Here is a 23,779-nt window from a genome sequence, read left to right as displayed (position 1 = left end):
CCTCTAGTACGGGTAGCTGCCGCTGGTGCCCTCGGTGAAGCCCTCCGTGCCGGCAAGCGCGAACAGCAGGACGAGGCCGACGATGCTCAGGATCGCGAAGACGATTCCGATGATGCCGAGCACGATTCCGGCGGTTGCAAGACCGCTGCCCTCCTGGTGGGTCTCGCGGATGCGGCGCTTGGCCAGGATTCCGAGGATCAAGGAAGCGATTCCCGAGAAGCCGCCGGTGAAGACGATGGCGATGCCGGTGATGAGCGCTGCGATTGCCAGCCCGTTCGTGCCGACCGGCTGGTAGCCCCCGCCGTACGGCTGCGCCCCGTAGGGCTGCTGCGAGTAGCCCGACGTCTGCTGGCCGTACCCGGGCTGCTGTCCGTAGCCGTACTGCTGCTTGCCCGCGTCGCCGGAGCCGTAGGCCGGCGGGGTCGATCCGTACGCCGGTGGCTGCTGGCCGTAGGCGGGCGGGGTCGAGCCGTACGCGGGCGGCTGCTGACCCGTGGGCTCCTGGCCGGGCTGGTTCTGGTCGGTCATGCTGCTGCTCCGGTGTGTGATCGGTGTCGCGGGGCGGGTTGTACGCCCTCGACCCTACCGAAGGGACGCGAAAGGCGGGGCCGACGAGCGACCCCGCCTTCGCGGACGACTACTTGTTCATGTTCGCGACGACCGCCGAAGCCAGGATGATCGAGAGGATGCCGATGACGATGCCGATGGCACCGAGGATGATGCCGGCGAGTGCGAAACCGGCACCGCGCTGGCCGGTGGCCTTGATCTGGCGACGGGAGACGATACCGAGGATCAGGGCCACCAGGCCCGGGATCCCGTAGAACGACAGGACGAACGTGACTCCCACGATTCCGACGACGAGCGAGGCGACCGCGAGGCCGTTCAGCTTGCCGGCAGCTGCTCCGGGCTGGGCGTAGGCGTCATTGCTGGGCGGGGCCACGGGGGGCGTTGAATCGGACATCGTCGTGCAACTCCTTGTTCGGGTGTGCGGCCGGGGGTTCCGTCCGAGTTCGCGCGGAGACGAACTGGACAGGACGATAGACCACGGCATTCTGAGTGCCCCTCAGGATGTACCCCGGGTGTCGCTTAGACCGCCTGCGCGCTCGTGACCGGCAGGGTCGAGTCGGCCCCGAATCCGAGCGGCGACGGGGTGCGGCCGCGGGCGGCCAGCTCGGCCCCGAGTGCGGCGATCATGGCGCCGTTGTCGGTGCACAGGGACAGCGGAGGGATCCGCAGCTCGATCCCGGCGGCGGAGCACCGCTCGGCGGCCACCTGTCGCACCCTCGCGTTGGCCACGACGCCGCCGCCGAGCAGCAGTCGCGGTACGCCCCGGTCGGCGCACGCGGCGAGCGCCTTCGTCAGCAGCACGTCGACGACGGCCTCTCGGAAGCTCGCGGCCACGTCGGCGACGGGAACCGGCTCACCGGCGTTCTCGAGCTTCTCGACGTGGCGGGCGACCGCCGTCTTGAGCCCCGAGAACGAGAAGTCGTAGCGGTGCTTCGCCAGGTCTTTCGGCAGGGTGAGCCCGCGTGGGAAGCGGATGGCCCTCGGGTCGCCCTCGGCCGCCACGCGGTCGATCTGCGGGCCACCGGGGTAGGGCAGCCCCAGAAGGCGCGCGACCTTGTCGAAGGCCTCCCCCGCAGCGTCGTCGATGGTCTCGCCGAGCAGCTCGACGTCGTCGAGCAGGTCGCGCACGTGCAGCAGCGACGTGTGGCCCCCCGACACGAGCAGCGCGATCGTCGGCAGCTCGATGGCGGTGCCGTCGTCGCGGAGCACGTCGGCCCCGACGTGTCCGACGAGGTGGTTGACGGCGTACAGCGGCTTGCCGGCACCGAGCGCAAGGGCCTTGGCCGCTCCGACGCCGACCATCAGCGCCCCGGCGAGCCCCGGGCCGCTGGTGACGGCGATGGCGTCGAGGTCGTCGAGTGCGACGCCCGCCTCGGCGAGTGCCGCGGTGAGCGCGGGCTGGAGCGCCTCCAGATGGGCACGCGCGGCGATCTCGGGGACCACGCCTCCGTACCGGGCGTGCTCGTCCATCGACGAGGCGATCACGTTGGCCAGCAGGGTGCGGCCCCGGACGATCCCGACGCCGGTCTCGTCGCAGCTGGTCTCGATGCCCAGCACGAGTGGCGGGTTGCTCACGGCAGCTCCTTCTTCATCACGAGCGCGTCCACGCCGTCGGGCATGTAGTAGCGCGGGCGCACGGCGATCCCGACGAAGCCGAGCAGCTCGTAGAGGGCCTGGGCACCGGGGTTGTCGACCCTCACCTCGAGGAAGGTCTCGCGCGCGCCCCGTGAGGACGCCTCGTCGAGCATGAGCCGCATGAGCTCGCGCGCGATGCCCTGCCGCCGCGCCTCCGCGACCACGGCGATCGTCTGGACGTCCGACTCCGGACCACCGGGCGCCACGACGATGCCCGAGTACGCGACGACCTCGCCGCTCTGCTCGGCCACGAGGTAGAGGCACTGCGGGTTCGCGAGCTCGGCGGCCATCAGCTCGCGGCTCCACGCGTCGTTCGCGAACAGCGACTGCTCGAGGCCCATCAGCACGTCGAGGTCGTCTGCCACGGCGCGGCGGTACTCGACGCTCACGAGACGCGCTTCGGTGCGCCCGGGACCGTCACGTCGGGCGACCGCAGGTAGAGGGGCTCGTCGGCGGCGAACGGGCGCCGGTTCGCGAACAGGGTCTCGCCGAGCATGCCGAGAGCGCCGGCCGACACGGTCGTCGCCGCGGGATCCGTGCGCGTGGCGGCCGCGGCGAAGTCCGCACCGCAGGAACTCGACACCGCCTCGTCGAGCTCCGCCGGCCGGGTCAGCGCGGGCGCCCCGATCCGCACGGGGAGCCCCGCCTCGTCGAGCCCGCTGTACGCGCTCCAGTACACCTCGCGGCGGCGCGCGTCGGTGACGACGAGCAACGGCCTCGCGGTGCCGGTCGTCGCTGGGGCAGCATCCGCAGAGCCGGTCGCCACGGCCAGGCCGCCGAGCCGCTCGAAGGCGATGGCGTCGTGGCTGACGAGCGGCAGACAGGGCTTGCCGGCGCCGAACGCGAAGGCGCGCGCGGCCGCGATTCCGACGCGCAGGCCCGTGAACGGCCCGGGGCCCATGCCCGCGACGACGGCGCTGAGGCCGTGCGGCGCGATGCCCGACTCGTCGAGGCACGCGGCGATCAGCTCGCCGACGACCTCGGCATGACGGCGCGTGTCGAACTCGGTGGCCTCGGCCAGGACGCCGCCGTCGCGGTCGACCACGGCGACCGATGTGCCCGCGGAGGTGTCGATCGCCAGAAGCATGCGTCAATCGTAGTTCGCCGCCGGGGCGCGGCGCCGCGTCGGCGGATCAGAGCCGCAGCGCCACGCCGTCCCAGCGCGGCCCGTGCCCCTCGACGACCACGTGCCGCGGCTCGTCGATCTCCGCCTCGGCCTCGGTCTCCGCCTCGAGAGCGGCTGATCCCGCCCCCGTCGGCCTCTCGATCGTCACCTCGAGCCACGACTCCGTGACGCCGTCGAGCAGCCCCGCGCCCCACTCCACGACGACGATCGATCGGTCGTAGTCGATGTCGAGGTCGTCGAGCTCGGCCGCGGAGCCCAGCCGGTACGCGTCCACGTGCACCAGCGGCGGCCCGCCGGCGTGCAGCGCGGGGTGCGTGCGTGCCAGCACGAACGTGGGCGACGCCACCTGCCCGCGCACCCCGACGCCGAGGCCGAGTCCGCGCGTCATGGTCGTCTTGCCCGCTCCGAGGGGGCCCGTCAGCACCAGCAGGTCGCCCGCGCGCAGGAACCCGCCCACCCGCCGCCCGAACCTCTCCATGGCGCTCGAGTCGTCGATCGTCCCCTCCCACACGACCGTCACAGGTCGGCGCTCTCGGAGAGGCCGGCACCCTCAGACAGGTCAGCGCCCTCAGAGAGATAGGCCCGCGGCACCCGCGGGCCGATCCCCGAGCAGACCTCCTCGCCGATCGTGCCGATGACGTCGGCCCACTCTCCGACCGTCATCTCGCCGCGCGAGCCGGTGCCGAACAGGGTCACCTCGTCGCCGACCTCGACGGGGTCGTCGCCGACGTCGATCAAGAACTGGTCCATCGCGACGCGGCCGACGATGGGGTACCGCTTGCCGCGGAGGGCCACGGAGACCCCGTGCTGGGCGCGTCGCGACACCCCGTCGGCGTAGCCCACGGGGACGAGGGCGACGGTGGTCTCGTGCGGGGCGCGGTAGGTGTAGTCGTACGAGACGCCCGTTCCTGCGGCGATCCTCTTGACCCGGGCCACGCGGGCGCTGAGCGTCATCACCGAGGTGAGTCCGCGGTCGGCGGCCGAGACTCCGTCGGTGACGGGGATGCCGTAGGTGTTCGAGCCCATGCGGACCATGTCGAGGCGCAGCTCGGGCCGCTCCATGCCGGCGCTCGAGGCGGTGAGATGCCGGCGGTCGAACCGCGCTCCGAGGGAGTTCGCGCGCTCGACGGCCTCGGTGAGCAGCACGGCCGAGTCGGTGTCTTCGTCGTCGGAGGCCTCGGCGAGGTGCGAGTAGATGCCTCGGAGACGGATGACTCCGGCGCCGACGAGCTCGACGGCGCGAGTGACGAGCGGCTCCCAGTCGGCGGGCAGGACGCCGTCGCGGTGCAGGCCGGTGTCGACGTTGAGGTGCACCAGCGCGGTCAGCGCCGGGTCGACGGCGCCGCCCGAATCGGGGCTCGACGCCTGCGAGACGGCCTCGACGGCGCGGGCGACGGACTCGAGCTGCGCGAGCGACGAGATGCCGAGGTCGATCCGCTCGGACACGGCGCGCTCGAACGTCTCGGTGAACGAGAACTGCCAGGCGAAGAGCGCGACTGCGTCGGGGTCGGCCGTGCCGTCCGGCCCGGCCGGCGGACGGAACCCGGCGGCGCGCAGCTCGTGGGCGTTGCGGAGGTCGAGCGTGCCGAACCAGCGGACCCCGACCTCGAGCGCGGCCGCAGCGAGGTGGGTGGCGCCGTGCCCGTAGCCGTCGGCCTTGACAACGGCCATCAGCTCGGCGGGAGCGACCAGCTCGCGCAGGCGGCCGAGGTTCGAGCGGTACGCGTCGAGGTCGATCGTCGCTCGGCGCAGCCACGGCGCAGCGGACGGCGATGTGCGGGCGCTCATCGGCAGCTCCTCGGCAGCCGCGGCGACAGCGTCGCGACGACCTCGTAGTTGATCGTGCCGGTGGCGTCGGCCCAGTCGGCGGCGGTGGGGTGGCCTGCGGCCTCGTCGCCCCAGAACACGGCCTCGTCGCCGAGGCGCACGGGGTCGGCCGGGTCGTCGGGCCCGATGTCGACCGTGAGGGCGTTCATGGCGACGCGGCCGACGACGGGGCGCATCCTGCCGCCGAGCAGCACCTGGGCGCTGTTGCCGGCGTGCCGGGCGATGCCGTCGGCGTATCCGATCGGCAGCAGCGCCAGCCGGGTGTCGACGCTCGCGCGCCAGGTGTAGCCGTACGAGGTGCCCTCGCCGGCGGGGACCGCCTTGATGCCGATGACCGGAGCCGACAGGGTCATCGCGGGCCTCAGACCGAGGTCGGCGCTGGCGCGGTCGTCGAACGGGCTCAGGCCGTACATCGCCAGCCCGAACCGCACCATCGTGATGCGCGACGCCTGGTACGACAGCGCGGCCGCCGACGCGGCGAGGTGCTGCAGCGGTGGAGTGATGCCGCGCTCGGCGAGCAGTCCGACCGCGCGCACGAACGCCGCCATCTGGTGGCCGTCCTCGTGCGGCGACGTGTTCGAGAGGTGGGTCATCAGCCCTTCGATCTCGACGACGCCCGCGAGCTCGGCCGCCCGGTCGAAGAGGGCTGGCCACTCCGACGAGGTGGCGCCGTTGCGGCTGAGCCCCGTGTCGATCACGAGATGGACCGCAGGAACTCCTGCGGCAGCACACGCCTCGAGCTGCTCCAGGTCCGAGACCGCCGGCGTGATGCGGAACGCCGCCGCCCGCTCGAACGTCTCGCCGGGTGCGTGCAGCCAGCTCAGGATCGACGCGTCGACACCGCCTTCGCGCAGGGCCACCGCCTCGTCGAGGTCGACCACGCCCAGCCAGTCGACCCCGGCCTCCTCGAACGCCAGCGCCGATTCGACTGCGCCGTGGCCGTAGGCGTTCGCCTTGACGACGGCCATCACGGCGGCGGGGGCGACGGCGCGGCGGAGCACGTCGACGTTGTGCTGCAGCGCCGCGCGGTCGACCGCGACGACGGCCTCGCGGGTCACGAGCTGCTCTCCGCGACGACGAACGCCGTCGCGATGCCGGCGTCGTGGCTGAGCGAGAGGTGCACGCGCGTGACCGACCGGGACTCGGCCAGCACCGCGGCACCGCCGCTCAGCAGCAGCGAGGGCGCGCGCTGATCGTCGGCGCCGACGACCATGTCGTGCCAGGAGATCCCGGTCGACCCGCCGACGGCCTTGATGAACGCCTCCTTGGCGGCGAACCGGGCCGCGAGCGACTCGATCCGGCGCGGCTCGCCCTCGCGGACCAGCTCGGTCGGGGTGAACAGCCGGGCGCGCAACGCCGGGGTCCGCTCGAGCGAGCGCTCGAAACGGCCGACGTCGACGACGTCGACCCCGATCCCCACGATGGCCACGAGCTACTCGACCGTGACGCTCTTGGCGAGGTTGCGCGGCTGGTCGACGTCGAGCCCCTTGGCGCTCGCCAGCTCCATGCCGAAGATGTGGAGCGGGACGACCGCGAGGAGCGGCTCGAACAGGGGCGCCGCGAGCGGGATGTGCAGCACCTCGTCGGCGAACGGCAGGACCGCCGCGTCGCCCTCCTCGGCGATCGCGATGACGCGTGCGCCGCGAGCGCGGATCTCCTGGATGTTCGAGACGACCTTGGCGTGCAGCGATCGCGGGTCGCGGGGCGACGGCACGATCACGAAGACGATCTGGCCCGGCTCGATCAGAGCGATGGGGCCGTGCTTCAGCTCGCCGGCGGCGAAGCCCTCGGCGTGGATGTACGCGAGCTCCTTGAGCTTGAGAGCGCCCTCGAGCGCGATCGGGTAGCCGACGTGGCGGCCGAGGAAGAGCACGGAGCGGGTGTCGGCCATCCAGCCGGCCAGCGTCTTGATGCGCTCGCCGGTCTCGAGCACTCGCGAGATCTTCTCCGGGATGGCCTTGAGGTCGTCGACCTGCTCGGCGATCTCGTCGGCGGTCAGCGTGCCGCGGATCGTCGCGAGGTGCAGGCCGAGCAGGAAGAGCGCCGTGCCCTGCGCGACGAACGCCTTGGTCGACGCGACAGCGACCTCGGGGCCGGCGTGCGTGTAGATGACGGCGTCGCTCTCGCGCGGGATCGTCGCGCCCTGCGTGTTGCAGATCGACAGCACCTGGGCGCCCTGCTCGCGAGCGAACTTGACGGCCATGAGGGTGTCCATCGTCTCGCCCGACTGGCTGATCGACACGACGAGCGTGTGCTCGTCGAGCACCGGGTCGCGGTAGCGGAACTCGTGCGCGAGCTCGACCTCGACGGGGAGGCGCGACCACTGCTCGATCGCGTACTTGCCGAGGATCCCGGCGTAGGCGGCTGTGCCGCAGGCGATGATGATGAGCCGGTTGACGGTCAGGAGGCGCTCTCGGAGCGGCTCCAGGTCGTCGAGGTGCACGGCGCCGTCGACGGCGCGGCCCAGCAGCGTGTTGGCGACGGCCTCGGGCTCCTCCGAGATCTCCTTCGCCATGAAGCTCGACCAGCCGCCCTTCTCGGCCGCCTTGGCGTCCCAGGTGACCTCGAACTCGGTGGCCTCGACGGGGTTGCCGTCGAAGTCGACGACGGTGACCTCGTCGGCGGTGATCGTGACGAGCTGGTCCTGGCCGATGGCCATGGCGCGATGCGTGAACTCGATGAACGCGGCGACGTCGGACCCGAGGAAGTTCTCACCGTCGCCGAGGCCGATGACCAGCGGGGAGTTCCTGCGCGCCCCGACCACGACGCCGGGCTGGTCGGCGTGCACCACCAGCAGGGTGAAGGCCCCCTCGAGGCGCTTCACGACCGCGCGAAGGGCCTCGCCGAGGTCGCCGGTCTCGCGGTAGGCGCGGGCCACCAGGTGAGCGGCCACCTCGGAGTCGGTCTCGCTCAGGAACTGCACTCCCTCGAGCAGCAGCTCTTCTTTGAGCTCGGAGAAGTTCTCGATGATGCCGTTGTGGATGAGGGCGAGCCGGCCGCCGTCGGCGAGGTGCGGGTGCGCGTTCTGGTCGGTCGGGCCGCCGTGCGTCGCCCACCGCGTGTGGCCGATTCCGGTGCTGCCGTCGGCCAGCGGCGCCGCGGTCAGGTCGTCGACCAGCATCTGCAGCTTGCCGGCCTTCTTGCGCATGCCGAGCGAGCCGTCGGGCGCGATCACGGCGATTCCGGCCGAGTCGTAGCCCCGGTACTCCAGACGCTTCAAGCCGCCGAGGAGAACCTCGACGCTCTTGTCAGAGCCGACATATCCAACGATTCCACACATGCCAGCCAGCCTATTCGACGCCGCCCGGGGACTCGTCCGCCGCTCGGCGTATAGCCTCTCTACTTATGGCCGATGCGACCGCAGCCGCTCCCCCGACCCACCCCACCCCGTTCGTCGAGATCCATCGCGACGCGTGGGCGGCGTTGGCACCTCGGGCGCAGAATCCCCTGACCGAGACCGAGCTGGTGCAGCTTCGGGGGCTGGGCGACCGGCTCGACCTGCAGGAGGTCAGCGACGTCTACGTGCCGCTCAGCCGCCTCATCAACCTTTACGCTGCCGGCGCCCGGAACCTGCATCGGGCGACCAGCGACTTCCTCGGCGAGCGGGCCCAGCGGACCCCGTTCGTGATCGGCGTCGCCGGGAGCGTCGCCGTCGGCAAGTCGACCGTCGCGCGCCTGCTCCGCGAGCTGCTCTCGCGCTGGAGCGACACCCCGCGCGTCGAGCTGATCACCACCGACGGGTTCCTGTACCCGAACGCCGAGCTCGAGCGTCGCGGCATCATGGACCGCAAGGGCTTCCCCGAGTCGTACGACCGACGATCGCTGCTCAAGTTCGTCTCGCTGGTCAAGAGCGGCGCCCCCGAGGTGCGCGCGCCGTTCTACTCGCACCTCGAGTACGACATCGTGCCCGGTGCCGAGGTCGTCGTGCGCCAGCCCGACATCCTCATCGTCGAGGGCCTCAACGTGCTGCAGCCGCCCATCGGCGGCCGCCTCGCCCTGTCCGACCTGTTCGACTTCACCGTCTACGTCGACGCGCGCACCCACGACATCGAGGACTGGTTCGTCGAGCGGTTCCGATCGCTGCGCGAAGGCGCGTTCAACCAGAAGGACTCGTTCTTCCATCGCTTCGCCGAGATCCCCGAAGACGAGGCGCTCGGCTTCGCCCGGCAGGTCTGGCGGAGCGTCAACGAGCCGAACCTGAAGCAGAACGTGCAGCCCACCCGCTCGCGCGCGACGCTCGTGCTGCGGAAGGGCGCCGACCACAAGGTGGCGTCGGTGCTGCTCCGGAAGATCTAGAGGCGCCTCTCGACGGGCCTCAGCTCGCGGGAAAGCGCCGCCGACCCGAGAAGGCGAAGACGCACACGATTGCGGCCGCGACGGCGAATCCGATCCCCGTCTCGGACAGCCCAACGAGCTTCACCGCGACCCCGGCGAGGATAGCGGGGACGGAGATCGCGAGGTACGCGACGATGAAGTAGGCGCTCGTGGCCTCCGTCCTGACGGCATCCGGCGAGGCACCGGTGATGGCGCGCAGGCCGAAGCTGAAGAGGAGTCCCTGACCCGCGCCCGAGACGATCGAGGCCACTACCAGAAGGGCGAGTGACGCGAGGGGCAGGGCCGCCGCCAGCAGGGCCATGCCGATGAACAGGAGCACGGCGCCGAGCGCGATGGCTCGCCGCACCGCGAGACCGCCGAAGGCGATCTGCGCCGCGGCCGACGCGATGAACAGCGAGGCCGTCACGACGCCGACGACGAGGGGCGAGTGGATGCCGAGCACGATCCCGACGAAGTTCGGCGCGACCGATGAGAACAGGCCGCAGACCGCGAAGCCCGCCGTCGCTCCGAAGGCCGCCGCCGCGAACACGGAGCGCGCTTCGACCGGCACACCGGGCCGCTGCAGGCGGAAGCGGGCTCCCGGCTGCTTCTCCACGCTCTCTCGGATCGCGAGGAGGGCGATGCCGGCGATGACGAGAAGGACGGCGTGCATCACGAACGGCGCCCTGGTCGGCCACGGCGTGAGCTGCGCCACGAGTCCTGCGAGGAGCATGCCGAGACCGAGGCCGCCGATGTTCGCCGCCGTCGCGAGAGGTCCGGCGATGCGGCGCTTCGAGTCGGGTGCCGCCTCCAGGACGGCGACCGTGCCCGTGCTGGTGAGGATGCCCGCAGAGAATCCGGAGATGATGCGGCCGATGAAGAGCAGCGACTCGGCCGTGGCGATCGCGAAGAGCACGGCGCTGATCAGCGAGAGCACGATGCCCGCGAGGAGCAGCGGCTTTCGCCCGACGACTTGACTGAGGCGGCCGACCGTCACGAGAGCGACGATGACACCGCCGGCGTACACCGCGAATAGCACCGTCGTCGTCGAGCCGCTGAAGCCGAACTCCCGCTGCAGCTCCGGGTAGATGGGCGTCGGCAGCGTGGTGCCGATCATGACCACGGCGAAGACGAAGAGGGTTGCGGCGAAGCCGAGAGTCGAGCGGGGGTTGGACGTCACCGGTCGACGGTACCGCTCCGGAGTCGGCTAGGCGGGCGTGGCGGCCAGCTGCACGCGGACGACGTCGGCGAGACGGTGCGCGATGCGGTCCGCGTCGTCCTGCGACGCCGCCTCGACCATGACGCGGACGAGCTGCTCGGTGCCCGACGGGCGAAGGAGCACCCGCCCCGAGTCGCCCAGCTCGGCCTCGGCCTCGGCGACGGCTGCGGCGACGACCTCGTTGCCGTCGAGGGCCGAGCGGTCGACGTCGCGGACGTTGATCAGGATCTGCGGGAAGACGGTCATGACCGAAGCGAGCTCGGCGAGCGACTTGCCCGTGCGGGCCATCTCGGCCACGAGCGAGAGGCCGGTGAGGATGCCGTCGCCGGTGGTGGCGTGCTGCTGGAAGACGATGTGGCCCGACTGCTCGCCGCCGAGGCTGTAGCCGTGCTCGTTCATGGCCTCGAGCACGTAGCGGTCGCCCACGCCGGTCTCGACGACCGCGATCCCGTTGTCGCGCATCGCGCGCTTGAGGCCGAGGTTCGACATGACGGTGGCGACGAGGGTGTCCTGGGCGAGGTCGCCGCGCTCCTTGAGCGCGATGGCGAGGATCGCCATGATCTGGTCGCCGTCGATGGCGGCGCCCGAGGCGTCGACAGCCAGGCACCGGTCGGCGTCGCCGTCGTGGGCGATGCCGACATCGGCGCCGTGCTCGAGCACGGCGGCGGCGAGCTGGTCGAGATGGGTCGAGCCCACGCCGTCGTTGATGTTGATGCCGTCGGGGTCGGCGCCGATGACGGTGACACGGGCACCGAGGTCGTGGAAGACCTCGGGCGAGACGCCGGCGGCCGCGCCGTGGGCGCAGTCCAGCACGACGTGGATGCCGTCCAGGCGGTTGCGCACCGCGCCCATCAGGTGCACGACGTAGCGGTCTTCGGCATCGGCGAACCGCCGGATGCGGCCGACGTCGCCACCCACCGGCATGAGCCGGGGGGCGTCCATCGTGGCCTCGATGCGGTCTTCGACCTCATCGGGCAGCTTCGTGCCGCCGAACGCGAAGAACTTGATGCCGTTGTCAGGAGCCGGGTTGTGCGACGCGCTGATCATGACGCCGAAGTCGGAGCCGGAGTTCTCGACGAGGAAGGCGAGAGCCGGCGTCGGAATCACCCCGGCATCGAGCACGTCGACCCCGGAGGACGCGAGACCGGCGGCCACCGCAGCGGCGAGGAACTCCCCCGAGATGCGAGGGTCCCGCGCGAGGACGGCGACAGGACGTCGCCCCTCGGCGCGGCGGGCATCGGCGTGGTGCCCCTTCGTGAGCACGACCGCGCTCGCCTGGGCGAGACCCAGGGCGAGCGCGGCCGTCAGCTCACGGTTGGCAAGGCCCCGAACTCCGTCGGTTCCGAAAAGTCGCGTCATCGCGAAGCCTCGCCAGGTGTTAGCGCTTGGAGAACTGAGGAGCCTTACGGGCCTTCTTGAGACCAGCCTTCTTGCGCTCCTTGACGCGAGCGTCGCGGCTGAGGAAGCCCGCCTTCTTCAGCTCGGCGCGGTTGTTCTCTTCATCGATCTCGTTCAGCGTGCGGCTGATGCCGAGGCGGAGGGCGCCGGCCTGACCCGAAGGGCCACCGCCGGAGATCTTCGCGACGACGTCGTACGAGCCGAGCAGGTCGAGGACCTTGAACGGGTCGTTGATCAGCTGCTGGTGCAGCTTGTTCGGGAAGTAGTCCTCGAGGGTGCGGCCGTTGACGACGAAGTTGCCGGTGCCGGGGACGAGGCGCACGCGGGCGATGGCCTGCTTGCGACGGCCGACGGCGCCGCCGCCGACGGTCAGGACGGGGCGGGGAGCTGCAGCAGCGACAGGAGCGGCGCTCTCGGTCGTGAAGCTCTCGGGGGTGGATTCGATGGAATCGGCGATGCTAGCCACTGTAATAAGTCCTTTAGGTCTTCAGCGGTCGCTACTGGGCGACCTGGTCGAGGGTGTACACCGTGGGCTTCTGCGCGGCGTGGGGGTGCTCAGGACCCGCGTACACCTTCAGCTTTGCGATCTGGGCGCGGCCCAGCGAGTTCTTCGGCAGCATGCCTCGGATGGCCTTCTCGACGGCGCGAGTCGGGTGCTTCTCGAGCATCTCGGAGTACGTCTGAGCCGAGAGGCCGCCCGGGTAGCCCGAGTGGCGGTAGGCCAGCTTGGTCTGGAGCTTCGAGCCGGTCAGGGCGATCTTCTCGGCGTTGATGACGATGACGAAGTCGCCCATGTCCATGTGCGGAGCGAAGGTCGGCTTGTGCTTGCCGCGGAGGAGGGCGGCGACGTGGCTGGCGAGACGGCCGAGAACGATGTCGTTCGCGTCGATGATCAGCCACTCCGGCTGGACATCAGCCGGCTTGGGGGAGAAAGTGCGCGTCACAGTAGTGCTGCTTTCTTGTCGAGGTGAGAGGTTCGTGAATCCCGCTCCGTTGCCATTCGATCGCGATGCGGGCGAATGAGTCAGGTGGAGGGCTCAACTTCGGGTGAAGCGCGCAGTTGCGCAGACACCAAGGGGATACGCTACAGGATCACCGGCCGGGCGGCAACAGGCGTCACATCGACTGACGGCGGGCCCGCGTGACGGACGCGCGGGCCCCGAGTTCCTGCGCTTCGGGGTAGCGGACCTCGCGCAGCGTGAGGCCGTGGGCCGCCGCGACCTTAAACTGCCCCTTGCGGGCCCGGGAGTCGCGGATCCGCACGGCGTCGTCGACCGCGAGCAGCCCCTGCCCCACGGCGAGCGTGGCGCCGACCAGCGACCGGACCATGCTGTGGCAGAAGGCGTCGGCACGGACACGCGCGACCAGCACGCCGTCGGGGTCGCGACGCCAGTGGAACTCCTGGAGGGTGCGGATCGTCGTGGCGCCTTCGCGCTGTCGGCAGTAGGCGGCCCAGTCGTCCAGGCCGAGGAGCGAGAGCGCGGCGGCATTCATGAGGTCGACGTCGACGGTGACGTCGGTCCACAGCGTGTCGAGACGGCGGATCGGGTGCCGGGGGCCGGTGAGGTCCGAGACGCGGTACTCGTACTCCCGCCACAGCGCCGAGTAGCGGGCGTCGAAGGCGCCGTCGACGATCGTCGCGTCGGTGACGAAGAGGTCGTCCTCGGCGCCGGCCAGGCCGTTGATCCGCCGGGCGAGGCGCTTCGCGGGCGGGAAGGGAGGGTACTTCGTCTTGTTGCGGTGCGGGACCTGGAGAAAGGCGAGCTGCTCGGGGCTGAGGTCGAGGTGGGCGACCTGGCCGGTCGCGTGGACGCCCGTGTCGGTACGCCCCGCGACGACGAGCCTCGGAGCCGGGAGCGTGCGCTGGAACGTGGTCGCCATGGCCGCCTCGATCTCGCCCTGGACGGTGCGCAGGCCCGGTTGCGTGCTCCAGCCGTTGAATCGGGTGCCGTCGTACGAGATGTCGAGCCGGAGTCGCGTGTCTCCGCTCTTCAGCCGAACCTCGGGCTCGGGGGCGTCGCTCATCACGAGAGAAAAGTCTACGCACGCGATCGTCGGCGGGACGCCAGAAGGCCCGCCTCCCGGAGGAGGCGGGCCTTCACGGCTGTGGTGCAGTGGAACGGACTACTTCTTGTCGCCGTCGGCCGGAGCCTCGGCCGCCTCGTCGGCGGGGGCGTCCTCGAATGCGGCCTCGGCGTCAGCCTCGGTCGTGCCCTGCGCCTCGGCCTCGGGGGCCTCGGTGGTCGCCTCGATGATCGTCTCGTCGGAGGCGGTGAGCTCTTCGGCGGGCTCCTCGATGAGGGCCTCGGTCGTCGCGGGGGCGGCGGCCTTCTTCGACGAGGACTTCTTGGCCTTCGGGGTCACCGGCTCGAGCACGAGCTCGATCTGGACCATCGAGGCGTTGTCGCCCTTGCGGAAGCCGAGCTTCGTGATGCGGGTGTAGCCGCCTTCGCGCAGCTCGAGCAGCGGCGCGACCTCCGACATCAGGATGTGCGTGGTCTCCTTGTTGCGGAGGATGCTCATCACGCGACGACGCGAGTGGAGGTCGCCGCGCTTCGCGAACGTGACCAGGCGTTCGGCGACGGGACGGAGGCGCTTGGCCTTCGTCTCGGTCGTCTTGATGCTCTTGTAGGTGAACAGCTGACCGGCCATGTTGGCCAGGAGGAGACGCTCGTGGGCGGGACCGCCGCCGAGGCGGGCACCCTTCGTGGGCTTGGGCATAGTGGATTCCTAAGTGTGTGAGTGAGGAGGGCGGGCGGGCGGAGACCTAGTTGGTCTCCTCCTCGTCGTAGCCGCTGTAGAAGTGGGCGCCGTCGAAACCGGGCACGGTGTCCTTGAGCGAGAGGCCGAGCTCGACGAGCTTGTCCTTCACCTCGTCGACCGACTTCTGACCGAAGTTGCGGATGTTCATCAGCTGCGTCTCGGACAGAGCGACGAGCTCGGAGACCGTGTTGATGCCCTCGCGCTTGAGGCAGTTGTACGAGCGGACCGACAGGTCGAGGTCTTCGATCGGGGTCTGGAGCTCGCTCGAGAGGACGGCGTCGACGGGAGCCGGGCCGATCTCGATGCCCTCGGCCGCGTTGTTGAGCTCGCGAGCGAGTCCGAACAGCTCGGTCAGCGTGCGGCCGGCCGAGGCGATGGCGTCGCGGGGGCTGATCGCGGGCTTGGTCTCGACGTCGACGACCAGGCGGTCGAAGTCCGTGCGCTCACCGGCACGAGTCGCCTCGACGCGGTAAGTGACCTTGAGGACGGGCGAGTAGATCGAGTCGATCGGGATCTGGCCGGCCTCGGAGAACTCCGAGCGGTTCTGCACCGCGGTGACGTAGCCGCGGCCGCGCTCGATGGTGAGCTCCAGCTCGAACTTCGCCTTGTCGTTCAGCGTCGCGATGACGAGTTCGGGGTTGTGCACCTCGACACCGGCCGGGACCGAGATGTCGGCGGCGGTGACCTGACCGGCGCCCTGCTTGCGCAGGTAGGCGGTGATGGGCTCGTCGTGCTCGCTCGAGACGACCAGGCTCTTGATGTTCAGGATGATCTCGGTGACGTCTTCCTTGACACCGGGAACGGTCGTGAACTCGTGCAGGACGCCGTCGATACGGATGCTGGTGACAGCCGCTCCGGGGATCGACGAAAGGAGGGTGCGACGCATCGAGTTGCCGAGCGTGTAGCCGAAGCCGGGCTCGAGGGGCTCGATCACGAAGCGGGAGCGGAACTCCGAGATGTTCTCCTCGGTGAGAGTGGGGCGCTGTGCAATGAGCACTGTGGATTCCTTTCGGCGAAGAGTCCGCTATATGACTCTTGGCGGTACGACTGGGTGGCTGTCAGTCGGTCTTTTGAGTTGTGAGGTGCCCCGAGTGCGCGGACGCGCCCGGGTGACGGTAGAACGAGGCGAGCGCCGCGGCCTCTGACACCCCGGGAAGGGGCTGTCAGAGGCGCGGCGCGACGCTTAACTCAGACGCGACGGCGCTTCGGCGGGCGGCAGCCGTTGTGCGCCTGCGGGGTGACGTCGTTGATCGAGCCCACCTCGAGGCCGGCGGCCTGGAGCGAGCGGATCGCGGTCTCGCGGCCCGAGCCCGGACCCTTCACGAACACGTCGACCTTCTTGACGCCGTGCTCCTGCGCCTGACGCGCAGCCGACTCAGCGGCGAGCTGTGCGGCGAACGGCGTCGACTTGCGCGAGCCCTTGAAGCCGACCGCGCCGGACGAAGCCCAGCTCAGGACGGCACCGGACGGGTCGGTGATCGAAACGATGGTGTTGTTGAACGTCGACTTGATGTGGGCCTGGCCCACGGCGACGTTCTTCTTCTCTTTACGGCGGGGCTTGCGCGCGGCCGACTTAGGTGCTGCCAATTTTTTCTCCTACAACCTTGAAGGCTACGGCGGACGCCGGGCCTAGCGAGCCTTCTTCTTGCCGGCGACGGTGCGCTTCGGGCCCTTGCGGGTGCGAGCGTTCGTCTTGGTGCGCTGTCCGCGGACGGGCAGGCCGCGGCGGTGGCGGATGCCCTCGTAGCTGCCGATCTCGACCTTGCGGCGGATGTCGGCGGCCACCTCACGGCGGAGGTCACCCTCGACCTTGAAGTTGCCTTCGATGTAGTCGCGGAGCGCGACGAGCTGGTCGTCGGTGAGGTCCTTGACGCGGATGTTGCCGTCGATCTCGGTCTCGGCCAGAGCCTTGAGCGAGCGGGTGCGGCCGACTCCGTAGATGTAGGTCAGTGCGACTTCCACGCGCTTGTCGCGCGGGATGTCAACGCCTGCTAGACGTGCCATTGTGGCTTCTCCTTGAGAGATGGTGGAGGTGTGTCGCAGCGCCGGTGCCAGGGCCTCCGCCCGGGGTGTCCCCGTCCTGCGCCTCTCGGCGCCGGACGGCTCTGGTGCTGCAGTGGGGTGATGCTGGTGGAGCTAGGGAACCGCTCAGCCCTGGCGCTGCTTGTGGCGCGGGTTGCTGTTGCAGATCACCATGACGCGACCGTTGCGGCGAATCACCTTGCAGTGCTCGCAGATGCGCTTGACGCTGGGCTTGACCTTCATGTTGCTTCCTTTTGACTCGCTGGCCTCGTGCCCGACGGGTGCGCCGGGCCGTTCCTTTCCAGAACGCGCCGTGTTTCTAGGACTGGCCTACTTGTATCGGTAGACGATCCGGCCGCGGGTCAAGTCGTAGGGGCTGAGCTCCACGATCACACGGTCTTCGGGGAGGATGCGGATGTAGTGCTGCCGCATCTTGCCGGAGATGTGCGCGAGGACCTTGTGTCCGTTGCTCAGCTCAACGCGAAACATCGCGTTGGGCAGCGCTTCGACCACTGCGCCTTCGATTTCGATGACACCGTCTTTTTTGGCCATAGCCTCACTGTCGCTAAAAATTGGTTGTTCTGGTCTTGCGGGGAGTGGCGCCGGAGAATGACCTGTCGCGGCTCAAGCGGATTCACAGGAAGCAGCTTGAAGATTGCACGCGGGCAGGCGCCCACGGCACCAAGGGTCAATCTTATGGGATTGCGCTACTGTTTGCCAACCTGGTGGGTCAACTCGACACGCCGCAGTCGACCCTGAGTCGTTCGGTTCGTCCGCCTACGGCGATCACCGGGCGTGCGCCTCAGAGCAACGAAAGAGAGACCCGTGCCCGAAGAGCGTTCGAGCCGCCGAGCCCCCCGTATCCCCGGCGCCGCCCGCCATGGCCGCCTTGGTCGACCTCACCCGATCCGCTTCGCGGCGATGATCGTCGCGGTCGCGCTGGGCGTCTCCGTCGTCACGGTGGCGGGTGTCGGCGCCTACGCCTTCCACGACGTCGCCAGCTCGGTGAAGAGCGTGTCGATCGGCTCCAAGGAAGACAGGATCGCCCAGCAGACCTCCATCGGAGCCATCGAGGGGGGCGCCAACATCCTCCTCGTCGGCAGCGACACGCGCTCCGGCCAGACCGAGGTGCAGGCCGGCGTCGCCGACGGCAGCCGCAACGACGTCACGATCCTGATCCACCTGTCGGCCGACCACAAGCAGATGACGGCCGTCAGCTTCCCGCGCGACCTGATGGTCGACATCCCCTCCTGCACCGGCACCGACGGGTCGACCTTCCCTGCGCTCTCCTATCAGCAGTTCAACACGACCCTCGGCCAGGGCCTCGGCTGCACGGTCGCGACGGTCGAGTCGATGACCGGCCTCACCATCCCCTACGCAGCCGAGATCACGTTCGACGGCGTCATCTCGATGTCGAATGCGATCGGCGGGGTCACCGTGTGCGTCGCCTCCCCCATCGTCGACAGCGACACCGGCCTCGATCTGACCGCCGGCAAGCACGTCCTCCAGGGCTCGACCGCGCTCGCCTTCCTCCGCACCCGTCACGGCGTCGGCGACGGCAGCGATCTCGCGCGCATCTCGTCGCAGCAGGTCTTCCTCTCGGCGATGATGCGCAAGATCGCGTCCGCCGGAACCCTCGGCAACCCCGTCAAGCTCTACGCGCTGGCGTCGGCGGCTGTGAAGAACATGACGCTCTCGACCAGCCTCAGCAACACCGACACCATGGTCGAGCTCGGCCTGGCTCTCAAGAACATCGACCTGTCGAACGTCCTGTTCGTCCAGTACCCGACGACGGCCGATCCCCAGGATTCCAACCGGGTCGTGGCCAGCGAGGCCGACGCCACCGTCCTGGACACAGCCCTGCAGAACGACACGAAGTTCTCGCTCGGCGACGACAGCACGGGCCGGGCATCGCAGGCGGAGTCGTCGGGCACCTCCGGCAGCGGCGCCTCGTCGGGCACGTCAACCGGCACCTCCTCGGGGTCGTCCGCCTCCAGCGGCACGTCGTCGTCGACAGCCACCGGCAAGGCCACCTCGACGCCGACCTCCTCGTCGACGGCCCTGCCCTCCACCATCACCGGGCAGGCGGCCTCCGAGGCGACCTGCTCCGTCGGCAACGGCTACTAGAAGCACTCGTCAGCGCAGGAACGGCGCCCACCGACTCCGGTGGCCGCCGTTCTGACGCGGTCGCAACGGCACCGTGCTCGACCGGGGTCCGGGGCTACGGGATCGGGACGGGCCTGATGCCGAACGGGGCCAGCCCCGCGGCTCCGCCGTCGGCCGCCGTCAGCACCCAGATGCCGTCCGCGTGCACCGCCACCGAGTGCTCCCAGTGCGCGGCATCGGAGCCGTCGACGGTCGTGACCGTCCAGTCGTCGTCCTGGGTGACGGTGTCGATGCCGCCGGCGGTGATCATCGGCTCGATGGCGACGACGAGACCGGGACGAACTGCAGGGCCGCGGCCGCGGACACGGTAGTTGAAGACCGGGGGCTCCTCGTGCATCGATCGGCCGATGCCGTGCCCGACATAGTCTTCGAGGATCCCGAACTCGCCCTGCTCTTCGACGTAGCCCTCGATGGCGTCGCCGACCTCGTTGAGGTGCTTGGCCGACGCGAGAGCGGCGATGCCGTGCCAGAGCGACTGCTCCGTGACGCGGTTGAGGGTCGTCCGCACGAGGGCGCGATCGTCGTCGGGGTCGCCGTCCAGCACGAAGGAGCGGGCGCTGTCGCCGTTCCAGCCGTCGAGCTGGGCGCCGCTGTCGATCGACACGATGTCGCCGGGCTGCAGCACCCGACCGCCGGGGATCCCATGGACGACGTCTGAGTTCACCGACGAGCACACCGTGTGACGGTAGCCGGGGACCAGCATGAAGTTCGGCTCACCCCCGCCGTCGCGGATGACCCGCTCGGCGATCGCATCCAGCTCACCCGTGGTGAGTCCGGGGCGTATCGCCGCCGCCACCGCGTCGAGCGAGGCACTCGTCAGCAGCCCCGGCGCCACGAGGCGCCGGAGTTCGTCGGGTTTCTTGTAGATGCCCGGCTTGGAGAACGCCACTGCCCGCGTCAGGCCGCGGCGGTGGGGCGGATGCCCCGTGCCGACAGCACTTCGTCGATGCGGTCGGCGACCTCGTCGATCGTGCCGAGACCATCGACCTCCAGAAGGATCCCGCGGTCGGCGTAGGCCGAGATGAGCGGACCCGTCTCGCGGAGGTAGACGTCCTGGCGATGACGGATCGCATCTTCAGTGTCGTCGCTGCGCCCCTGGTCGACGGCGCGCTTGCGCAGACGCTCCACGATCTCGTCGCGATCGGCGACGAGCTGGACGACGGCGGTGAGTTCGAGACCCGACGACGCGAGGAGGGCGTCGAGGTGCGCGACCTGGTCGGACGTGCGCGGATAGCCGTCGAGGAGGAAGCCCTCGGCCGCGTCGGACTGTGCGAGGCGGTCGTCGATGAGCTCGTTGGTCAGCGAGTCGGGCACGTAGTCGCCAGCGTCCATGATCGCCTTGACCTTGAGGCCGAGGGGCGTCTCGTTCTTGACGTTGGCGCGGAAGATGTCTCCCGTCGAGATGGCCGGGATGCCGTACGACTCGGCGATGCGCACCGCCTGTGTGCCCTTGCCGGCGCCGGGAGGCCCGACGATCAGGAGACGTGCGCCGTCCGCACTCGGACCGTCGGTCATCGAAGGAGCCCCTCGTAGTGACGCTGCTGCAGCTGGGAATCGACCTGCTTCACGGTCTCGAGACCGACACCGACGATGATCAGGATGCTCGCCCCGCCGAAGGGGAAGTTCTGGTTCGCCCCGACGGTGGCCAGCGCTATGAGCGGGATGAGGGCTACCAGGCCCAGGTAGAGCGATCCGGGGAGCGTCACGCGCGTCAGGACGTAGTCGAGGTAGTCGGCGGTGGGTCGACCGGCGCGGATGCCGGGGATGAACCCGCCGTACTTCTTCATGTTGTCGGCGACCTCTTCGGGGTTGAACGTGATCGCCACGTAGAAGTAGGTGAAGCCGATGATGAGCATGAAGTACAGGAGCATGTAGAGAGGCTTGTCGCCCGAGGTGAGGTTCGTCTGCACCCAGGTGACCCAGGCAGCCGGAGCCGAGCCGTCGGAGGGCGTGTTGAACTGGGCCACGAGCGCCGGCAGGTACAGCAGCGACGAGGCGAAGATGACGGGCACCACGCCGGCCATGTTGACCTTGATCGGGATGTACGTGTTGTTGCCGCCGTAGGTTCGGCGACCGACCATCCGCTTGGCGTACTGGACGGGTATCCGCCGCTGCGACTGCTCGACGAAGACGACGAGACCCATGATCACGATGCCGACCACGATGACCATCAGGAAGACCTCGAAGCTCTTGGCCTGCTCGATGGCCCAGAGGGCCGTGGGGAACTTGGCGGCGATCGAGGTGAAGATCAGGAGCGACATGCCGTTGCCGATGCCGCGCTCGGTGATGAGCTCACCCATCCACATGATGAGTCCGGTGCCGGCCGTCATGGTGATGACCATGAGGAGGATGGCATACCAGGCGTTGTTCGTGATCAGCTGGCTGCACTCGGAGACGGTCGACGAGCCGAACAGCGCACCCGAGCGGGCGACGGTGATGAGGGTCGTCGACTGGAGGATGCCCAGCGCGATCGTGAGGTAGCGCGTGTACTGCGTGAGCTTGGCCTGGCCCGACTGACCCTCTTTGTAGAGGTTGTCGAAGTGCGGGATGACCACGCGGAGCAGCTGCACGATGATCGACGACGTGATGTAGGGCATGATGCCCAGCGCGAAGATCGAGAGCTGGAGGAGCGCGCCGCCGGAGAACAGGTTGACGAGCTCGTAGAGACCGGACGTCGACTGGTTGCCGGCCAGGCAGACCTGGACGTTGCTGTAGTCGACGAACGGCGAGGGAATGAAGCTTCCCAGGCGGAAGAGCGCGATGATGCCGAGCGTGAACCCGATCTTTCGGCGTAGGTCGGGTGTGCGGAGAATCCGCGATACAGCTCTGAACACAAGGGCCTCCCGGTGATGAGGATAGACGACTGATGGGGGCGGCCCGTATCCGGGCCACCCCCTCAGGTATTACTTGGTGACGGTTCCGCCTGCGGCGACGATCTTCTCTTCGGCAGAGCCGGAGACCTTGTCGACGGAGACGGTCAGCTTCACGGACAGGTCACCCTGACCGAGAACCTTGACCTTCTCGTTCTTGCGAACGGCCCCCTTGGCGACGAGGTCGCTCACGGTGACGTCTCCGCCGGCCGGGTAGAGGTCGTTCAGCTTGTCGAGGTTGACGACCTGGTACTCGACGCGGAACGGGTTCTTGAAGCCGCGGAGCTTCGGGGTGCGCATGTGCAACGGCATCTGCCCACCCTCGAAGCCGACCTTGACCTGGTAGCGGGCCTTGGTTCCCTTGGTACCACGGCCTGCCGTCTTGCCCTTCGAGCCCTCACCGCGACCCACGCGGGTCCGAGCCTTCTTGGCACCGGGAGCCGGACGAAGGTGGTGGACTTTGAGGATCTGCGGACGGGCCACGTCGGAGGTCTCCGACTTCGCCGCGGCGGCCTTGGTCGAAGCCGCCTTGGTAGCGGGCTTCTTGGCAGCTGCCTTGGGGGCAGCAGCCTCGGTGGTTGCTTCCTTTGCTTCAGCCATTAGTCAATCTCCTCGACCTTGACGAGGTGAGCGACCGTGACGACGTAACCGCGGTTCTGCTTGTCGTCCGGGCGAACGACCGTCTGGCCGATTCGCTTGAGACCCAAGCTGCGCAGCGTGTCGCGCTGGTTCTGCTTCTCGCTAATTTTGGACTTGATCTGAGTCACGCGGAGCTGAGCCATCAGGCACCTGCCTTCTCAGTTGCGGCAGCGCGAGCCTCAGCCTCGACACGAAGCAGACGAGCGGGTGCGACGGCGTCGATGTCGAGACCGCGGCGAGCTGCGACGGCGCGCGGCTCTTCCAGCTGCCTCAGTGCCGCGACGGTCGCGTGCACGATGTTGATGGTGTTCGACGAGCCGAGCGACTTGCTCAGGACGTCGTGGATGCCGGCGCACTCGAGCACGGCGCGGACGGGACCACCGGCGATAACACCGGTACCGGCCGCAGCAGGACGCAGCAGGACGACACCGGCTGCAGCCTCACCCTGGACGGGGTGCGGGATCGTGTTGGCGATGCGAGGGACGCGGAAGAAGTTCTTCTTCGCCTCCTCGACGCCCTTCGAGATGGCCGTGGGGACCTCGCGGGCCTTGCCGTAGCCGACACCGACGAGTCCGTTGCCGTCGCCGACGACGACGAGAGCGGTGAAGCTGAAGCGACGACCACCCTTGACGACCTTGGACACGCGGTTGATGGTGACGACGCGCTCCAGGAACTGGCTCTTGTCGCGGTCGTCGCGTCCGCCGCGGCCCTGGTTCCGGTCGCCGCGACCGGCGCCACGACGGTCGGTACGACCGGTGTTGCCGCCTTCGCGGTTGTTCGACTCGGAGCCGGCAGCCGTCTCGACGGGGCGCTCGACGACAGCCGGGGCCTCAGCCTCGGGGGTCTTGTTCGTTGCGTCGCTCACAGGTTCAACCCACCTTCCCGGGCGCCCTCGGCAATTGCCGCGACGCGTCCGGCGTACTTGTTACCACCGCGGTCGAAAACGACCGCTTCGATTCCGGCAGCCTTGGCGCGCTCGGCGACGAGCTCGCCGACCTTCTTGGCCTTGGCGGTCTTGTCACCGTCGAACGTACGCAGGTCGGCCTCGAGGGTCGATGCGCTGGCGACGGTGTGGCCCTTGCTGTCATCGACGACCTGCACGAAGACGTGGCGGGCCGATCGGTTGACGACGAGACGCGGGCGCAGCTCGGTGCCCACGATCTTCTTGCGCAGGCGGGTGTGACGGCGGCTGGTAGCGGCCGACTTGCTCTTGCCTCTAGTTCCGAGACCCAT

The 23,779-nt window shown here is 69.3% G+C and carries 30 protein-coding genes; 2 read left to right on the top strand and 28 right to left on the bottom strand.

The window, feature by feature from the left end; all coding sequences use genetic code 11:
* Positions 1 to 3 precede the first annotated feature (3 nt).
* The 10 genes from AC07TY_RS13645 to glmS all read right to left on the bottom strand — a co-directional run bounded on the left by AC07TY_RS13645 (position 4) and on the right by glmS (position 8,435).
* Positions 4 to 528, bottom strand: coding sequence for a DUF4190 domain-containing protein (locus tag AC07TY_RS13645; RefSeq protein ID WP_494785669.1), 525 nt, complete (start codon positions 526 to 528; stop codon positions 4 to 6).
* A 109-nt stretch (positions 529 to 637) separates the two neighbouring features.
* A complete protein-coding gene (locus AC07TY_RS13640) occupies positions 638 to 940 on the bottom strand; it encodes a DUF4190 domain-containing protein (protein ID WP_488625418.1) in 303 nt (100 codons plus the stop codon).
* A gap of 146 nt (positions 941 to 1,086) precedes the next feature.
* The gene (gene tsaD / locus AC07TY_RS13635; RefSeq protein ID WP_488625417.1) at positions 1,087 to 2,142 is read right to left on the bottom strand and encodes a tRNA (adenosine(37)-N6)-threonylcarbamoyltransferase complex transferase subunit TsaD; all 1,056 of its coding nucleotides are present in this window, start codon (positions 2,140 to 2,142) and stop codon (positions 1,087 to 1,089) included.
* Positions 2,139 to 2,591 carry a ribosomal protein S18-alanine N-acetyltransferase gene (rimI, locus tag AC07TY_RS13630; protein ID WP_494785668.1) on the bottom strand — a complete coding sequence of 151 codons (453 nt, stop codon included), beginning with the start codon at positions 2,589 to 2,591 and terminating at the stop codon, positions 2,139 to 2,141. Before rimI ends, tsaD begins: the two co-directional genes overlap by 4 nt.
* On the bottom strand, positions 2,588 to 3,289 hold the full coding sequence (gene tsaB / locus AC07TY_RS13625; protein ID WP_488625415.1) for a tRNA (adenosine(37)-N6)-threonylcarbamoyltransferase complex dimerization subunit type 1 TsaB: 702 nt from the start codon (positions 3,287 to 3,289) through the stop codon (positions 2,588 to 2,590). The genes rimI and tsaB overlap by 4 nt, the downstream gene beginning before the upstream one ends.
* Positions 3,290 to 3,335: 46 nt before the next feature.
* Entirely contained in the window at positions 3,336 to 3,848 is a 513-nt protein-coding gene (gene tsaE / locus AC07TY_RS13620) for a tRNA (adenosine(37)-N6)-threonylcarbamoyltransferase complex ATPase subunit type 1 TsaE (protein WP_494785667.1), read from the bottom strand.
* A complete protein-coding gene (gene alr / locus AC07TY_RS13615) occupies positions 3,845 to 5,116 on the bottom strand; it encodes an alanine racemase (RefSeq protein WP_494785666.1) in 1,272 nt (423 codons plus the stop codon). The genes tsaE and alr (AC07TY_RS13615) overlap by 4 nt, the downstream gene beginning before the upstream one ends.
* Entirely contained in the window at positions 5,113 to 6,213 is a 1,101-nt protein-coding gene (alr, locus tag AC07TY_RS13610; RefSeq protein ID WP_123506967.1) for an alanine racemase, read from the bottom strand. The genes alr (AC07TY_RS13615) and alr (AC07TY_RS13610) overlap by 4 nt, the downstream gene beginning before the upstream one ends.
* Positions 6,210 to 6,584, bottom strand: coding sequence for a holo-ACP synthase (locus tag AC07TY_RS13605; protein WP_494785665.1), 375 nt, complete (start codon positions 6,582 to 6,584; stop codon positions 6,210 to 6,212). The genes alr (AC07TY_RS13610) and AC07TY_RS13605 overlap by 4 nt, the downstream gene beginning before the upstream one ends.
* A 3-nt stretch (positions 6,585 to 6,587) precedes the next feature.
* The gene (glmS, locus tag AC07TY_RS13600; protein WP_123506966.1) at positions 6,588 to 8,435 is read right to left on the bottom strand and encodes a glutamine--fructose-6-phosphate transaminase (isomerizing); all 1,848 of its coding nucleotides are present in this window, start codon (positions 8,433 to 8,435) and stop codon (positions 6,588 to 6,590) included.
* 65 nt (positions 8,436 to 8,500) lie between these two features.
* Here glmS and coaA point away from each other — a divergent pair, with 65 nt between their 5' ends.
* Complete coding sequence (gene coaA, locus AC07TY_RS13595; RefSeq protein ID WP_123506965.1) at positions 8,501 to 9,451, top strand: type I pantothenate kinase; 951 nt, start codon at positions 8,501 to 8,503, stop codon at positions 9,449 to 9,451.
* A gap of 19 nt (positions 9,452 to 9,470) precedes the next feature.
* On the opposite strand, the gene AC07TY_RS13590 is transcribed toward coaA, so the two are convergent.
* The 11 genes from AC07TY_RS13590 to infA form a co-directional block, all read right to left on the bottom strand.
* A complete protein-coding gene (locus tag AC07TY_RS13590) occupies positions 9,471 to 10,649 on the bottom strand; it encodes an MFS transporter (RefSeq protein WP_494785664.1) in 1,179 nt (392 codons plus the stop codon).
* A gap of 27 nt (positions 10,650 to 10,676) precedes the next feature.
* Positions 10,677 to 12,047, bottom strand: a complete 1,371-nt coding sequence (gene glmM / locus AC07TY_RS13585; RefSeq protein ID WP_494785663.1) for a phosphoglucosamine mutase — start codon at positions 12,045 to 12,047, stop codon at positions 10,677 to 10,679.
* Between the two features lie 19 nt (positions 12,048 to 12,066).
* A complete protein-coding gene (rpsI, locus tag AC07TY_RS13580; protein ID WP_123506963.1) occupies positions 12,067 to 12,552 on the bottom strand; it encodes a 30S ribosomal protein S9 in 486 nt (161 codons plus the stop codon).
* A 31-nt stretch (positions 12,553 to 12,583) separates the two neighbouring features.
* A complete protein-coding gene (gene rplM, locus AC07TY_RS13575; RefSeq protein WP_123506962.1) occupies positions 12,584 to 13,030 on the bottom strand; it encodes a 50S ribosomal protein L13 in 447 nt (148 codons plus the stop codon).
* A 172-nt stretch (positions 13,031 to 13,202) separates the two neighbouring features.
* On the bottom strand, positions 13,203 to 14,111 hold the full coding sequence (locus tag AC07TY_RS13570; protein ID WP_494785662.1) for a tRNA pseudouridine synthase A: 909 nt from the start codon (positions 14,109 to 14,111) through the stop codon (positions 13,203 to 13,205).
* 99 nt (positions 14,112 to 14,210) lie between these two features.
* The gene (gene rplQ / locus AC07TY_RS13565; protein WP_123506960.1) at positions 14,211 to 14,807 is read right to left on the bottom strand and encodes a 50S ribosomal protein L17; all 597 of its coding nucleotides are present in this window, start codon (positions 14,805 to 14,807) and stop codon (positions 14,211 to 14,213) included.
* Between the two features lie 46 nt (positions 14,808 to 14,853).
* Positions 14,854 to 15,846, bottom strand: a complete 993-nt coding sequence (locus AC07TY_RS13560) for a DNA-directed RNA polymerase subunit alpha (RefSeq protein ID WP_123506959.1) — start codon at positions 15,844 to 15,846, stop codon at positions 14,854 to 14,856.
* Positions 15,847 to 16,037: 191 nt separating this feature from the next.
* Positions 16,038 to 16,436 (bottom strand): 30S ribosomal protein S11, encoded by a 399-nt coding sequence (gene rpsK, locus AC07TY_RS13555; protein WP_055799944.1) that lies wholly within the window; start codon positions 16,434 to 16,436, stop codon positions 16,038 to 16,040.
* 42 nt (positions 16,437 to 16,478) lie between these two features.
* Positions 16,479 to 16,853, bottom strand: a complete 375-nt coding sequence (gene rpsM, locus AC07TY_RS13550) for a 30S ribosomal protein S13 (protein WP_123506958.1) — start codon at positions 16,851 to 16,853, stop codon at positions 16,479 to 16,481.
* A 144-nt stretch (positions 16,854 to 16,997) separates the two neighbouring features.
* Positions 16,998 to 17,114, bottom strand: a complete 117-nt coding sequence (gene rpmJ, locus AC07TY_RS13545) for a 50S ribosomal protein L36 (protein WP_055965025.1) — start codon at positions 17,112 to 17,114, stop codon at positions 16,998 to 17,000.
* 87 nt (positions 17,115 to 17,201) lie between these two features.
* Positions 17,202 to 17,423, bottom strand: a complete 222-nt coding sequence (gene infA, locus AC07TY_RS13540) for a translation initiation factor IF-1 (protein ID WP_055965022.1) — start codon at positions 17,421 to 17,423, stop codon at positions 17,202 to 17,204.
* A gap of 273 nt (positions 17,424 to 17,696) precedes the next feature.
* Between infA and AC07TY_RS13535 the strand changes: the two genes are divergently transcribed.
* Positions 17,697 to 18,998, top strand: a complete 1,302-nt coding sequence (locus AC07TY_RS13535) for an LCP family protein (RefSeq protein ID WP_233580043.1) — start codon at positions 17,697 to 17,699, stop codon at positions 18,996 to 18,998.
* Between the two features lie 94 nt (positions 18,999 to 19,092).
* Here the strand turns inward: AC07TY_RS13535 and map are convergent, their stop codons facing one another.
* From map to rplR, 7 genes are all read right to left on the bottom strand, one after another.
* On the bottom strand, positions 19,093 to 19,926 hold the full coding sequence (map, locus tag AC07TY_RS13530) for a type I methionyl aminopeptidase (protein WP_123506956.1): 834 nt from the start codon (positions 19,924 to 19,926) through the stop codon (positions 19,093 to 19,095).
* Between the two features lie 8 nt (positions 19,927 to 19,934).
* Positions 19,935 to 20,552, bottom strand: coding sequence for an adenylate kinase (locus AC07TY_RS13525; protein ID WP_123506955.1), 618 nt, complete (start codon positions 20,550 to 20,552; stop codon positions 19,935 to 19,937).
* Positions 20,549 to 21,871, bottom strand: coding sequence for a preprotein translocase subunit SecY (gene secY, locus AC07TY_RS13520; protein ID WP_123506954.1), 1,323 nt, complete (start codon positions 21,869 to 21,871; stop codon positions 20,549 to 20,551). Before secY ends, AC07TY_RS13525 begins: the two co-directional genes overlap by 4 nt.
* 69 nt (positions 21,872 to 21,940) lie before the next feature.
* Positions 21,941 to 22,507, bottom strand: a complete 567-nt coding sequence (rplO, locus tag AC07TY_RS13515; RefSeq protein WP_123506953.1) for a 50S ribosomal protein L15 — start codon at positions 22,505 to 22,507, stop codon at positions 21,941 to 21,943.
* Entirely contained in the window at positions 22,507 to 22,689 is a 183-nt protein-coding gene (rpmD, locus tag AC07TY_RS13510) for a 50S ribosomal protein L30 (RefSeq protein ID WP_194600685.1), read from the bottom strand. Before rpmD ends, rplO begins: the two co-directional genes overlap by 1 nt.
* Positions 22,689 to 23,411 carry a 30S ribosomal protein S5 gene (gene rpsE / locus AC07TY_RS13505; protein ID WP_494785661.1) on the bottom strand — a complete coding sequence of 241 codons (723 nt, stop codon included), beginning with the start codon at positions 23,409 to 23,411 and terminating at the stop codon, positions 22,689 to 22,691. Before rpsE ends, rpmD begins: the two co-directional genes overlap by 1 nt.
* Positions 23,408 to 23,779 carry a 50S ribosomal protein L18 gene (gene rplR, locus AC07TY_RS13500; protein WP_123506951.1) on the bottom strand — a complete coding sequence of 124 codons (372 nt, stop codon included), beginning with the start codon at positions 23,777 to 23,779 and terminating at the stop codon, positions 23,408 to 23,410. Before rplR ends, rpsE begins: the two co-directional genes overlap by 4 nt.

Source organism: Frondihabitans sp. GW821-FHT04F02 (assembly GCF_059420045.1).
The sequence above is the reverse complement of the archived record's forward strand: the minus strand, read 5'-3'. Positions and strand labels throughout refer to the sequence as shown.